The 12,979-nt window shown below is 44.0% G+C and carries 14 protein-coding genes; 13 read left to right on the top strand and 1 reads right to left on the bottom strand.

The window, feature by feature from the left end; genetic code table 11:
* The first annotated feature begins 250 nt into the window (after positions 1 to 250).
* The 12 genes from CEX98_RS17595 (at position 251) to CEX98_RS17540 (ending at position 9,944) form a co-directional block, all read left to right on the top strand.
* Positions 251 to 490 (top strand): hypothetical protein, encoded by a 240-nt coding sequence (locus tag CEX98_RS17595; protein ID WP_099643319.1) that lies wholly within the window; start codon positions 251 to 253, stop codon positions 488 to 490.
* Entirely contained in the window at positions 480 to 896 is a 417-nt protein-coding gene (locus CEX98_RS17590) for a glycoside hydrolase family protein (RefSeq protein ID WP_099643318.1), read from the top strand. Before CEX98_RS17595 ends, CEX98_RS17590 begins: the two co-directional genes overlap by 11 nt.
* Positions 893 to 1,144, top strand: a complete 252-nt coding sequence (locus CEX98_RS17585) for a hypothetical protein (RefSeq protein ID WP_099643317.1) — start codon at positions 893 to 895, stop codon at positions 1,142 to 1,144. Before CEX98_RS17590 ends, CEX98_RS17585 begins: the two co-directional genes overlap by 4 nt.
* Position 1,145: 1 nt before the next feature.
* The gene (locus CEX98_RS17580; protein ID WP_099643316.1) at positions 1,146 to 1,649 is read left to right on the top strand and encodes a DUF1804 family protein; all 504 of its coding nucleotides are present in this window, start codon (positions 1,146 to 1,148) and stop codon (positions 1,647 to 1,649) included.
* The gene (locus tag CEX98_RS17575) at positions 1,649 to 3,388 is read left to right on the top strand and encodes a hypothetical protein (RefSeq protein WP_099643315.1); all 1,740 of its coding nucleotides are present in this window, start codon (positions 1,649 to 1,651) and stop codon (positions 3,386 to 3,388) included. Before CEX98_RS17580 ends, CEX98_RS17575 begins: the two co-directional genes overlap by 1 nt.
* Positions 3,381 to 4,865, top strand: a complete 1,485-nt coding sequence (locus tag CEX98_RS17570; protein ID WP_099643314.1) for a phage portal protein family protein — start codon at positions 3,381 to 3,383, stop codon at positions 4,863 to 4,865. Before CEX98_RS17575 ends, CEX98_RS17570 begins: the two co-directional genes overlap by 8 nt.
* A complete protein-coding gene (locus CEX98_RS17565) occupies positions 4,858 to 5,472 on the top strand; it encodes a DUF3164 family protein (RefSeq protein WP_099643313.1) in 615 nt (204 codons plus the stop codon). Before CEX98_RS17570 ends, CEX98_RS17565 begins: the two co-directional genes overlap by 8 nt.
* Positions 5,473 to 5,480: 8 nt before the next feature.
* Complete coding sequence (locus tag CEX98_RS17560) at positions 5,481 to 5,891, top strand: hypothetical protein (protein ID WP_099643312.1); 411 nt, start codon at positions 5,481 to 5,483, stop codon at positions 5,889 to 5,891.
* Positions 5,891 to 6,415: a hypothetical protein gene (locus tag CEX98_RS17555; RefSeq protein WP_099643311.1), complete on the top strand. Its 525-nt coding sequence runs from the start codon at positions 5,891 to 5,893 to the stop codon at positions 6,413 to 6,415. Before CEX98_RS17560 ends, CEX98_RS17555 begins: the two co-directional genes overlap by 1 nt.
* 7 nt (positions 6,416 to 6,422) lie before the next feature.
* A complete protein-coding gene (locus CEX98_RS17550; protein ID WP_099643310.1) occupies positions 6,423 to 7,559 on the top strand; it encodes a phage head morphogenesis protein in 1,137 nt (378 codons plus the stop codon).
* Between the two features lie 394 nt (positions 7,560 to 7,953).
* Complete coding sequence (locus CEX98_RS17545; protein WP_099643309.1) at positions 7,954 to 9,162, top strand: tyrosine-type recombinase/integrase; 1,209 nt, start codon at positions 7,954 to 7,956, stop codon at positions 9,160 to 9,162.
* Between the two features lie 140 nt (positions 9,163 to 9,302).
* Positions 9,303 to 9,944, top strand: coding sequence for a hypothetical protein (locus CEX98_RS17540; RefSeq protein WP_242441742.1), 642 nt, complete (start codon positions 9,303 to 9,305; stop codon positions 9,942 to 9,944).
* Between the two features lie 197 nt (positions 9,945 to 10,141).
* Here the strand turns inward: CEX98_RS17540 and CEX98_RS17535 are convergent, their stop codons facing one another.
* On the bottom strand, positions 10,142 to 11,695 hold the full coding sequence (locus tag CEX98_RS17535; RefSeq protein ID WP_099643307.1) for a methyl-accepting chemotaxis protein: 1,554 nt from the start codon (positions 11,693 to 11,695) through the stop codon (positions 10,142 to 10,144).
* A gap of 234 nt (positions 11,696 to 11,929) precedes the next feature.
* Between CEX98_RS17535 and hemH the strand changes: the two genes are divergently transcribed.
* A complete protein-coding gene (gene hemH / locus CEX98_RS17530; RefSeq protein ID WP_099643306.1) occupies positions 11,930 to 12,949 on the top strand; it encodes a ferrochelatase in 1,020 nt (339 codons plus the stop codon).
* Positions 12,950 to 12,979: the final 30 nt, after the last annotated feature.

Genomic DNA, 12,979 nt, shown 5'->3' with positions numbered 1-12,979 from the left:
ATGTTGCCCGCATTGCGATGAGGATACTGAAATTTATGAATATGAATACAATAGTGGCGTTGCCGTTTGCCAACATTGCGATGAAGAATTTGAGCTTTAAACAGCATTTAAACTCACTTTAAACCTAATTTAAACGGCCAGTATTGCAGTATGGCCGATTTTAATTTAGCCTAATTTAACAATTTTACTCCCCCCGTTGAAAACTACTTTCCATATGTTTGGCCTCTGATAATTACGCGATCATCACCCCATGAGCAAAGCAAAATCATTGCCTGTGTGGGTGTTGGCGGAGCTAATCGTTGCAGCAAAAACGCGTGAAGAAAAGCAAGCGATTGCTGCAACTTGTGAGCCACGATATTTACAGCTGTTACGCAATAGTGTGAAAACACTGATTGCTAAAAAACGTGCCGTAAAACCACCTAAACCTGTGCCTGAGTGCTTTGTAAAAGTTAAAACCAAACTCAAGCGTAGGACTGCCCATGGACTTTAACCTATTTAACCAATTAAAACGGCACGAAGGCGAGCACCTAACGGTGTATAACTGCCCTGCAGGGTACGCCACAATCGGTGTTGGTAGGAACTTAGAGCAGCGCGGAATATCTGAAGCCGAGTCGGACTATTTACTCAGTAATGACATTACAGAGTTCACCCACGCCGTTCGCAGCAACATTAACACCACAAAATGTAATCCTGCCCGCGAAGCTGTGCTTATCAACATGGCCTTTAACCTTGGCATTACTGGCCTACTCAACTTTAAAAACACGATTGCAGCAGTTGAAGACGGAGATTGGGAGTTAGCAGCCCATGAAATGCTTAACTCTCGTTGGGCGGTGCAAGTAGGCAGCCGCGCAGACGAACTCGCCGAGCAAATGGCCTCTGGGGAGTGGTACCTATGACCCCAGAACAAGAAAACCAATTATTCCTATCTATTGGCCAAATACAGGCCACACAAACCGCGATCCTCAAAGAGGTCACTGACATTAAAGCCGATTTAACTAAGCGAGTTGACGGCCTAGAAACGCGTGTTGAAAAGGTGGAAGGCCATGTGACCAACAACCGTGTAAGAATCGCGGGCCTTGGTGGTGGCGCTGGCCTTGCAGTTGCCATCGCCGTTGAGCTGCTGAAGCTTAAAACCGGAGGTTGATATGGCGCACTCTGCTGATATTAAAAATGCAGTGCGCCACAGCTACGTTAATGAGCTATTGGCGCTATCTGTTGCGGCTGTAAAACATAAAGTGGCAGACGGCACAGCAAGACGCTGGAAAGCCGAAGCCAAAGCCAGTGGCGATGACTGGGATTTAGCCCGTACAGCAGCCAGAAAAGCGGTAGGGCCAGCAGGGGAGTTTACTCAAGACTTTATTGAAGAATTTACTATTCAAACCAGTGAAACGTTTAGTCTACTCAGAGACCCAGAAACCGCTATGACGCCAGCTGAGCGGGTAAAAGTGCTCACTCAGCTAAGTGACATGTATAGCAAAGTTATGAAGCTAAGCGGGGGTAACAAAACCATTGAGCGCCGTACAGTGGCGGTAGAAGTGATCAAAAAACTGACCGCCTTTGTAAGCAAGCACCACCCTGACTTTTCTCCGCAACTGGTTGTGATTTTAACCGCGTTTGGCCCGCAGCTTGTCAACATTATGGATGACTGATGGGCGACTTAAATAGTAAAGAGTTCCTGGCAGAACTTGAGCAGATCACCGCAGGCCTTCGGTTAGACATTGAGGCTAAGCAGCGTGACATTGACCCAAGCCCAGAGGCAATAAAGGCAAGACGTAAGCGCGTGCTCGGCGGGGACTTTGAGTTTTTTGTGTATACGTATTTTCCGCACCATATGTGGTTGGACGAGGGGCAAGAGCCTAGCGAGTTTCAGCGCTATTTTATGAACTGGTTCCCTGAGGCGCTAAAGCTAACCAACGGCTGGAAAAACTGGTTTGTTGCGCCTCGTGGTGAGGGTAAATCAACGCTGGGCGTGAAAATATCACCTGTTTATGTGGCGGTATTGGCCCTGCTACAAGACGATGATGTTTGCAAAGAGTTAGATTTACCAAAGCCTTCGCTCTTTATTGATTACGCGATTTTGTTTGGCGCTGAAGCCAAGATGCCTGCCAAAACATTGGAAGTGGTAAAAACTGAGTTACTGCAGAACAATAATTTGCTCTTGGACTTTCCTGAGGTTTGCCAAACTAGCCCTACATGGAAGATTGGTGAGTTTGTTACCGCACAAGGCGTACGCTTTGAAAGCCGAGGGGCTGAGCAGTCTGTTCGTGGTGCATTCCACGGCGCTAGCCGCCCCAAATTACTTATGGCCGATGACATTATTACGGATAAAGAAGCCCGCTCAGCCACTGAGCGAGATTCACGTTGGGGATTTTTAGAAGCCGCTGTGCAATACCTTGGCCCACCTGATGGCACGGTAAAATTCCTTGGTGTAAACACCGTTTTAAACAGCGACGACCCAATCTCCCGTGCTGAAAACGCACCTGGCCATTTGGTACACCGCTTTAAAGCCATTGAGCAATTCCCAGAGCGTATGGACTTATGGGAAGAATGCCGAGATTTGATGCTTTTTAAAGACAAAGAGTTTGAGAAAAAAGCGGCAGCAAAAGGCCAAGCTGTAGCCAAAGAAGATAAACCATCGTTTAAGTTTTGGATTAAGCAAAAGCGCCAAATGAGTAAAGGCTCAAAAACATCATGGCCAAGCGTGCGTAGCCTGTATGACTTAATGGTGATGTGGGCGTCAAACAAGCGCGAGTTTAACCGTGAAATGCAGGGGATCGCTAAGAGCGATGAAGAGCAGATCTTCTTTCAATTTGAATTTTGGGTAAACCGACTAAATCTATGGACGCCTTACGGCGCATGTGACCCAAGCATGGGGAAAACAGCAGGGGCAGACCCTAGCGCGTTGCTGGTTGGCCTGTTTTGTAAAGAGCTGGGCAAGCTACATGTTGAATACGAAAGCCGCAAGGTGCGAGGCACGAGCAAGCTACTTAATGACCTGATACGCCTACAGCGTGAATACAACTGTTTAGTGTGGGGGTTTGAGAATAACAATGCCTTTGAATACATGCGCCAAGATTACATAAAACGCGGATTAGACGAAGGTATTGCACTGCCTTTACGCGGGGTAACCGCAACGGTAAGCCAGGAAGAACGTATAGAGGGATTGGAGCCCTTTGTGACCAACGTACCTGCCCAAATTGCGTTTAATTCAAAATGCCCGCTGGTTATGGATGAGCTAGAAAACTGGCCCGACAAACAAAGTACACACCACTACGACTTGAGCTGTGCGCTCACCATTTTATGGATGATTGCCAGCACGGGTGCAGGTGGTATGCCCAGAGTACGCAGCAAAAAAGTGACTAAATCAATAGGGGGCTACCATGTCTAAACCTCATTTAAGTTATCGGGGTTATAGAGCCCTGCAAAAAATGTTCAACATGAGCCAAAGTGACCCAAATCACTGGGCCATGATGCGAGAACTACCAAACCCCGACCCAATACTACGTAAAGCAGGTAAATCAGCACTTATTTATGACGAAATTGCCGCTGATGCGCATGTAATTGGTGAGCTACGCACACTGTGCTCTGGCATGTTTGCATTTACGGCTGAATTGGTGCCTGGCGGTGATGACGCTGCGAGTAAAAAGAGCTATGAACTAGCAAAAACGTTAATGGCAAGAAAGCCTGCAATAAACACCGAATGGATGGACGTAGACTGGCACAACTACAGCGCGATTTTGCATGGGTTTGCCGTGACTCACCTCGGCGCATATGAAAAGGAAGACAACACTTGGTTACCAAACAAAATTGAGATGTGGCCAGCCAGTCGCTTTGTGTTTACGCCTGACCACGAACTACTACTCAAAACCCGTGACAACCCGCACGGCGAAGAATTAGTAGACCAGCGCTGGACGTGTGTTCGGCATATGCCGAGCGCCAAGAACCCGTACGGTGTAGCCCTATTGAGTAGCTGCTTTTGGCCATGGATGTTTAAGCACGGTGGTTTTAAGTTTTTTGTGCAGCTTTGCGAGCGTTTTGGCGTGCCATTCCCTGTTGGCAAGCACCCAGTCGGGAAGACCGACGACCAAGTAGATGAGCTAATTGAAGGGCTTGCGAAGCTGATTACCGATGGTATCGCGACCATACCGGATGATTCATCCATTGAGATCATCGAAAGCAAGCTCAGCGGTGAGCCCGTACAAAAACAGCTGATAGATATGTGTAATGCCGAGATGAGCAAAGCACTCACATCACAAACGTTAGCAACCGAGCAAAACTCTGGCGCACGCGCTGCGAGCGAAACACACGCTAAGCGAGCAGGCGAAAACCAACGTGCGGATAGGGCACGTGTATCGAGTTATCGCAATCAAATTTTAGAGGCTATTCACCATGTGAATTTTGATGGTGGCGAGCCCCCGAAATACATTTGGCGAGACAAAAAAGAGATCAACCTAGATGCGGTTAATGTCATTAGAGAAACCGCCAAGTTGATAAAAGTAACAGAAGATCACGCCTATAAAACACTAGGAGTACCAAAACCACAGGAAGGTCAGGCGGTGTTAGAAGTAAGGGATGATGGCGCTGGAATTGCCACAGCCGCAAAACAAGACTTTGCAGCGAAGGATAGCAACCACATGGATGTAAATTCCTTTGATGAGTTTGACCAAGCGACTGATGTGGAAATTGCCAAGATATTTGAGTTTGCCAAGAACTCAGCAAGCCTAACCGAACTAAAAGATAAGATCATTTCTGAATTCCCTAACCTCAGTGGTACCGCACTGGCAGACGTTGCCAGTAAAGCGTTTGAACTGGAGTTTTTGCAAGGGATGGATGAAGCCAATTCTACGGAGATAAACGATGACTGATATACCTGAAGGTTACATGAAAGACGGCAAGGGCAACTTAGTCGCCATCGCCAATATTAAGCAAACCGACCTAATTAAAGACGAGTTTGTAAAGCAGGCCGTAGCGTTGGCTGAAAAACAGCAAAAGGAACTTGCCGAGTTTAAGCGTTTGCAGATGGAACAAGCCGATAACTTTATGGAGTTACTGGCCCAAGAGCACAACGTAAACCTGGGCGGTAAAAAAGGTAATGTGACACTTCGCTCTTTCGATAATAAATTGGCAGTAAAGATACAAGCACAAGAGCGCATCGAGCTTGGCCCAGAGCTACAGCTAGCAAAAGAGCTCATTGATAAATGCCTAGATGAATGGACCGAGGGTGGCAACCAGAATATTCGCGCCATTGTGAACAAGGTATTTGCAACAGATAAGCAAGGTACGCTAAACCCGCAGCGCATATTGAGCCTGCGCCGCCTTGAAATAGCTGACGACACAGGCAAATGGCAGCAGGCTATGGACATTCTAGCAGAGTCAGTAACGTCAATTGATAGCTGCCGTTTTATTCGCTTTTACAAGCAAGATGATCACGGCAATGACAACGCCGTTTCACTTGATATTGCAAAGCTGTGAGGTGAGATATGTCTATAACAAACGAGCAATGGCAGGAAATAGAAAAGAAGCTAAAAGGCATTTACCCATGCGTTAAATTTAAATTTGGCGAATACCAGCTGAGCATAGCACGAGTAAAAGTATCTGAGTCCACTTTTCATCTAGGTGTGTATATAAATGGTGAGATAAAAGGGGCTTGGTTTTCTGAAAAAAATGAGCGTCCTGCTTGTATTCCGGATGTGTGGCGTAAAAGAACAAAGGCCATGTATTCAGCTAAGACAATCAAGGAAATAGAGAAAGCTTTTGGTAAACGTCAAAGCAAGAAGTATTACCCTGATCTCCATAAAAAGCATGTCTACTATGATTGCTGTTTTACAACGGCCGCAAGCCTAGTCCGTCAATTCAAAAAACTCAATAACCTTATATTGGAGACAGAATAATGGAACCAATTACGATAGCTTTGGGCCTAGCTAAGCTAACCGGCCTGGATAAAAAGATAGGCCAATGGATTGGTGGTGATAATGGCGCAGAGGTAGCCACAAAAGTGGTTGATATGGCGCAAACCCTCACGGGCGAAGGCGACGCAACGAAGGCGTTTGATAAGATCAGCAAAAGTGGCGAGTTACAAACCCAATTTAGGCTTGCAGTGCTAAATAAGGAAGAAAGCTTAGCCGAGCTGGCATTCAAAAATTTGGATAGCGCTCGGAATATGCAAAACAAAGCGCTAGATCAAGATGACAAAATGGCAAAGCGATTTGTTTACCAGTACGCGTGGTTTTTAACGGTCGCAACCTTCATTTATATAGGCTGTATTACTTTTATTGACATCTCAGAGCCTGCAAGGCGCTATGCCGATACCATTTTAGGCTTTTTACTCGGTACCACACTTGGTGCAATCCTGCAGTTTTTCTATGGTTCAAGCCTTGGCTCCAAGGAAAAAACCAATAAATTGCTGAGTAGGTAGGGCACTTATGCCAGGTTTATCTCCCCAGTATGGCCAACTCGTTAAATTCGATGAGGCCATTTCCAACCTTAAACAAAAAATCCAAATACCCACCGAGTCATATAAAGACTTACAAGGCCATATTCACGCGCGAGCATTTACAGTTGCAGGCGCTACAAAAACAGAGCTGTTGGATGACCTATATAAGTCAGTAGTAGCTTCTATTGAGCAAGGTGAAACACTAACGTCATTTCGAAAACGATTTGATGAAGTAGTTGCAAAACATGGTTGGTCATATAACGGTAAGCGTGGCTGGCGAACACGCGTTATCTATCAAAATAACAAAAACACAGCGCGAGCAGCTGGGCGCTGGCAACAACAAGAACGACTAAAGCACAGACGCCCGTATCTTTTATACTTAACGGCAGGTGATCAGCGTGTAAGAGCAGACCATCAAAAGTGGCACTATATATTACTGCCATTGGATCATAAGTTTTGGGACTCGCATTATCCACCAAACGGATGGATGTGCCGCTGTAAAGTTGTAAGCTTGAGCGATGCTGATATTAAACGCATGGGCTTAACCGTGACGCCGGACAATGTAGTCGACCCATTATTAAAACCGTTTAAAGTGGCTGATCCACAAACTGGTGAAGAGTTAGCAAAACTTACGGGTATTGATTTAGGCTGGAACTACAATCCAGGCAAAGCATGGTTGGGCGCTGACAAAGCCACGGGCGAAATGCTAGGGCGCTTGGATAACAATTTACGTGAAGTAGCTACGCCCATTTTTAATGAGATCATCAATCAAGGTGAAAGTCATTTCAAAAAGCAAATGGCTACTGCAGCTGCAAAGCAAGTATTAAATAAGGTAGACTCAGGAACCGCATTTACGCTTGGCCATATGCAAAGCAAAGTATTCGACCATATAATAAAGGTAGCACCACAAACCAAGAGCACACTCATCGTCATCGAGCACTCAGTACTGATGACAGCTATCAATCTATTGGGGTTCGAGAAAGCATCTGAATTGATGCGCATTGTACAAACTGGCGAGTTCATTTCGTTTAATAAAAGCGTGGTCAAACTGGCCATTGATGGCGTGATGGTAACAGTGCAGATTGGCAGTGATTTTAATCGCGTAGTTGCTTTAAACAAGATTTAAACCGTGTTTAATGTCCGTTTAAAGGTCGTTTAAACTCAATTTTAAACGGCGAATTTCGATCTAATTCTAAACGTACAATGAGCAGGAATGATCGCGAAATGAGGCAAAACGATCAGGTTTTGTCTAAAAACAAATGCCTGATGAGATTTTAAGGATTTAAAGCGAAATTATCTGAGGTCCAGATTTAATAGGGGCTTCAGAGCATCCATTCATTGGAATCCGATCCATACTCAAATCTAGAAATGAACAACCCCTTACAACAAAAACACCCGTCAAAATGTCTCATATTTACCTATTTAACATAACGTAAATTATGGGTTGTTTTATACAGTATTGCATAAGAGGCGGTATCATTACTATAATATGTCCAATACTAACCAATATCGGACTTAATATGGTTTTGCCCTTAGTCGATACCCTAAAGCAGCTTAGGTATCAAATTGCGCATCTTGAAGATAATACGTTAGCACATGAATATCCTGAGTTGGCAAAATTTTTAGCGCGTCATGATAAAACATTGCCGGTTGTTGATGAGTTGCAGTTTTTGTATCAGTTTTTATATGTCTATGGCCGTAAGTCTGAAGCAACTTTTAACCGCTTTCGTAATGAATTGGAGCGATTTTATTTGTGGTCTTGGTTAGTGGCCGAAAAGTCGGTGTTTGAACTAAAACGCGAAGATATTGAGGCTTATGTGGATTTTGTGGTTGAGCCAGATAAAGCGTGGACGCAAACGTCGGTTCAGTGGCGTTATAAACAGAACCAAGGTATACGCCAGGTTAATGAAAACTGGCGGCCTTTTGTGCTTAAAGAGAATGGCGCTAGCCAGCAGACTTTAGCAGCAATGTTCACCGCACTTAACGTATTTTATAAGTTTGCGATTTTGGAAGAAAAGTCGTTTGCTAACTTTGTACCTGTGGTTAAGAAAAATAGCCCGTATTTGGTAGTTCAATCGCAAATTAATCTCCCCGATACGTTGAGCGATTTACAGTGGGAATATGTGTTTGGTGTAACGCGTGACTTAAGTGAGCAGCAGCCAGACTTAGAACGAAATTTGTTTGTATTGGCTTGCTTAAAGGGATTGTATTTACGTATTTCAGAGCTTTCCGATCGCCCTCACTGGTCTCCGGTTATGAGTCACTTTTGGCAAGATCAAGATGATTTTTGGTATCTTAGGATCATGGGAAAAGGAAATAAATTAAGAGATGTAACACTGAGTGAGGACTTTATTGGTTATCTGAAGCGGTATCGGCAATATCGCGGTTTAAGTGCCCTGCCCCGTGTTGACGAGCCCTACCCAATCATTCACAAGCTACGTGGTCAAGGCGGAATGAATGTTCGTCAACTTCGCCGTATTGTGCAACAGAGTTTTGATCTGGCGGTGGCTAAATTGAAAGAAGATGGTTTTACTGAGGATTCTGAACAGCTTGAGGCGGCAACATCGCACTGGCTAAGGCATACAGGCGCAACACACGATGCTCAGCATCGCCCGTTAAAACATCTATCTGAAGACTTAGGCCATGCTAAAATCGCAACAACGGATCAAATCTATATTCAAACAAATATAAAAGAACGTGCTAAATCTGGGTTAAAACGTAAGATATAATGGTATTTGCTTAGCTGAGTTAGCTCATCTCTAATCTTGGCGCTTTGTGCCGTTTACGCAAGTTATCACAATATAAGGAGAGTCGGTTGCAATATTCGATATGTATTCTACTTTTATGCTCTTTTTCGCTATCCGCGAATGTGTTTGAAGATATTTCATGTGGTGCAAGTGACGCATCGAAGTATCCAAATAAAACAGAATTTAAAGGCAGCGTAGAAAGAGAAGTAACGGAAGTTGGTGTAAAAGAGTTTTTTGATGGAACAGGTAAAACTGATTCATCTCAAGAACAACGGTTATTTGAATTGGTTGATAGAGCAACTGGGAAATACAAAAAATCGTTTCCTCGCAGATCATATGATTCAAAAAATAAAATAGTAATTGAGCATCAAATCATACAACCAGAAATTATCTTCAATTTAGGTGGCAAGATTATTACTGGTACTAATCACGGTGAGTTTGGTGGTGAATTACTGCTAATAGATGAAAACGATAAAATTACACTTATCAAACAAATGAATGTTGAAGATATTTATGAAATGCCATTTGGCATAGTCGTAACTTCAGGTTTAGCACATATGATGTCGAACTACGGAAATATTCATCTAATGTCTAATGATTTCAAAATAGAAAAATTATACAGTTTGGTTGGTATGCCTAAGTCTTCTTGGATACTAGAAAATGGGGATTTACTCATTAATAGTTATCCATCCGGCTCACAAGTGTTAACTCAAAGTGGCTATATGAAACGAGTGAAATGTATCTCTAATAAGCCACAAAATTAAGTTTAATAAACACTGCCACGCCATTTTCGGAGCAAATCTTCCGCCAGCATTTGGTTTACTTATTAATGGGGCGTTCCCCACTACCTGCTGTGCCGTATGCGATTGTTAGATTCTGGCAGTTCAAGCTCAAGCTGATTAGGCTAGCAACAAAAAAGGACACCGGTTGATGTCCTTTTTTGTTGTTTAACTGACCAGCATCAATTTCGCTTAAAGCGGACGATAAGCTCGTGCATTTCTTTTGCTGTTGATTCTAAGTCTTTACTTTCTTGGTGCACTTTATCTGCGCTATCTAGGCTGTTGTTTGCCAGTTGGGCAATATTAACAACCTGTTGATTGATGTCATCAGAGACCGCCGCTTGCTGCTCTACTGAGGTGGCAATCTGCATCGACATATCGCTTATTTGGATCACCGCTTGAGTGATCTGTTGTAGCATGTCCGTGCTTTCATTTAACTGTTCTATCCCATGCAATGACTCTTCCTGGCCTTGCTGCGCGATACTTACCGACGCTTGAGTGCTTGTTGTTAGCTCTTCGATGATCGCATGGATTTCTTTGGTTGATTCCTGAGTGCGCTGTGCTAAATGTCTTACCTCGTCAGCAACAACGGCAAAACCTCTACCTTGCTCTCCTGCGCGAGCGGCCTCAATGGCAGCGTTAAGTGCTAACAAATTGGTTTGCTCTGCGATTTGTTCAATGATCTGCGCTGCGGCTGCTATCTTGTCGGTTTGTTTTGAGACACCTTCGACTGAGTTTCGGATGTCTGCGATCGTGTTACTCAAATCACCAAATGCAATTTTTGTTTTATTGGCAATTTGTTCCGTTTGCGATGTTAAATCCAATGAGTTTTGAGCGTCTTTGGCACTGAGTTGTACACTATTAGAGACATCATTAATAGTGGTAGTCATTTCGTTCATGGCCGTGGCAACTAGTTCAGTTTCGGTTTGTTGCTTTTGTAGGTCTGCATAAGTTGCCTGCGCCTCATTGCTGGCGGTATGCGCACCGCGAGAAACATTCTGCGCTGCATGTTCAACGCGGGTAAGAATGGTATCTAAATGTGCCCTTTCGCTCTTTAAGCGCACTTGAATAGACGCCATGGTGCCTTCCCAAGTTGAATAGACTTGTTCAGAAATCTCATCGCAAAAACTGTGAGCCAGCTCTGACTCTAGGCGTTTTAGCTGTTCTTTATCACGCCAAGTTGCGTAAGCTGAATAGGCAAGCATATTTGCCATTAACCAGAAGAAGCCTGCAGACTCAGAAACAAAATACCAAAGTAATAAAGACGAAATAATGTTAAATACAGGCCATATAACTCTTAACTTAGGTAAGCTAAAGCCGTTGCCTTTATTTGCATTAACGCTAGTGTAAAGTTGGTTTGCCCGCTCAACGGTGGCTCTGTCTGGGCAGCTTCTTACAGATTCATAGCCGACGATTTTACCGTTCTCAGTAATGGGGGTCACATATGCATCAACCCAATAGTGGTCGCCATTTTTGCAACGGTTTTTTACAATGCCCATCCACGGTTTGCCGGTCTTAAGCTGTTGCCACATAGTTTTGAACGCAACAGGAGGCATATCTGGGTGCCTTACAATATTATGAGGTTGCCCAAGTAACTCATCACGGGAAAAGCCGCTTACGTCGATAAATGCTTGGTTACAATCGACGATATTACCTTTAAGATCCGTGACGGAGATGAGTTTTACATCGCGAGAAAAGGTCTTTTCTCTTTGAGTTATTGGGTGATTGGTTCTCATTTAAACATTCCAAAACTACAGATATTTTATTTTCCCTTTATGAGGGCAGGAAAATACGCCCTCATAACTCCAATAGCAATAGAGAAAGGATTAATTAACGATAATTACAACTATAGTGTGAGTAAATTGTGGCCGCAAATTGATTTGTGGCAGTTAAGATCCAAATTAGGCTTACTCACGTACTGGCTTTTCTGTAAAATAAAATCACTAAAATGATAAACTAAGGAGCGTTTGGTGTCTCGCTTTTCAGCCATAACAGATAATCCACATGAAGGTCGGTTCAATTCAAAAACAGGAATTTTGATAACGAATTTAGGAAGTCCAGATGCACCTACGGCAAAAGCGCTTAGAGTCTATCTCGCTGAATTCTTGTCAGATCCCCGTATTGTTGAAATCCCAAGGCTGATTTGGCTTATGATTTTGCACGGGATTATTCTACGTGTTCGGCCAAAAAAATCCGCTCATGCCTACCAATCTATTTGGACCGAAGAAGGCTCGCCGCTTATCACAATTAGCCAAGCGCAAACCGACAAGATTGAAAAACAACTTCGCAGCGAAGGATTTGAGGATATCGAAGTAGAGCTGGCAATGCGCTACGGTAACCCTTCCATTGAGTCGGGGCTTGAGAAGCTCAGAGAAAAAGGCGTGACTAGAATAATCGTGGTCCCGCTATATCCGCAATATTCAAGCGCGACGACTGGCTCTACATTTGACCAAGTTTCTAAGGTCTTACGTGGCTGGCGTTGGGTACCTGAGCTTCACTTTATCAATGGTTATCATAAACATCCTTTGTATGTGGAATCGCTAGCCAACTCAATTAAAGAAGATCTTGACGCACATGGACACCCCGACAAGTTGGTGTTCTCATACCATGGTACGCCAAAGCTCTTTTTAGACAGAGGGGATCCGTATCACTGTTTTTGTCAGCAAACAACGCGCCTAGTTGTCGAAAAGCTCGGCTTAGACAAAGAAAAAGTCATGACTACATTCCAAAGCCGCTTTGGTAAAGCCGAATGGCTACAACCTTATACCGACAAAACATTAGAGAGTTTTCCGGCGCAAGGCATTAAAGATGTCGCAATTTTGAGCCCCGCTTTTAGTGCTGATTGCCTTGAGACATTAGAAGAGTTAGAGGTAGAGAACAGAGAAGTGTTTGAGTCTGCTGGCGGTGAAAAGTATCGCTATATTCCGGCACTGAATGACCGTGATGACCACATTAAAGCAATCACTGCTTTGATCAAACCTTTGCTGTAAGGGGTTGCGATAATTTAGTAAACCTGCACT

It is taken from the genome of Pseudoalteromonas piscicida (assembly GCF_002744175.1).
GTDB lineage: Bacteria > Pseudomonadota > Gammaproteobacteria > Enterobacterales > Alteromonadaceae > Pseudoalteromonas > Pseudoalteromonas piscicida_B.
The sequence above is the reverse complement of the archived record's forward strand: the minus strand, read 5'-3'. Positions and strand labels throughout refer to the sequence as shown.

Excerpts from the sequence above, each read along its gene's own strand:
- CEX98_RS17585 (WP_099643317.1), top strand. The coding sequence starts at position 893 with ATGACCCCAGAACAAGAAAACCAATTATTCCTATCTATTGGCCAAATA.
- CEX98_RS17555 (WP_099643311.1), top strand. The coding sequence starts at position 5,891 with ATGGAACCAATTACGATAGCTTTGGGCCTAGCTAAGCTAACCGGCCTG.
- CEX98_RS17545 (WP_099643309.1), top strand. The coding sequence starts at position 7,954 with ATGGTTTTGCCCTTAGTCGATACCCTAAAGCAGCTTAGGTATCAAATT.
- CEX98_RS17590 (WP_099643318.1), top strand. The coding sequence starts at position 480 with ATGGACTTTAACCTATTTAACCAATTAAAACGGCACGAAGGCGAGCAC.
- CEX98_RS17580 (WP_099643316.1), top strand. The coding sequence starts at position 1,146 with ATGGCGCACTCTGCTGATATTAAAAATGCAGTGCGCCACAGCTACGTT.
- CEX98_RS17550 (WP_099643310.1), top strand. The coding sequence starts at position 6,423 with ATGCCAGGTTTATCTCCCCAGTATGGCCAACTCGTTAAATTCGATGAG.
- CEX98_RS17595 (WP_099643319.1), top strand. The coding sequence starts at position 251 with ATGAGCAAAGCAAAATCATTGCCTGTGTGGGTGTTGGCGGAGCTAATC.
- CEX98_RS17570 (WP_099643314.1), top strand. The coding sequence starts at position 3,381 with ATGTCTAAACCTCATTTAAGTTATCGGGGTTATAGAGCCCTGCAAAAA.
- CEX98_RS17535 (WP_099643307.1), bottom strand. The coding sequence starts at position 11,695 with ATGAGAACCAATCACCCAATAACTCAAAGAGAAAAGACCTTTTCTCGC.
- CEX98_RS17560 (WP_099643312.1), top strand. The coding sequence starts at position 5,481 with ATGTCTATAACAAACGAGCAATGGCAGGAAATAGAAAAGAAGCTAAAA.
- CEX98_RS17565 (WP_099643313.1), top strand. The coding sequence starts at position 4,858 with ATGACTGATATACCTGAAGGTTACATGAAAGACGGCAAGGGCAACTTA.
- CEX98_RS17575 (WP_099643315.1), top strand. The coding sequence starts at position 1,649 with ATGGGCGACTTAAATAGTAAAGAGTTCCTGGCAGAACTTGAGCAGATC.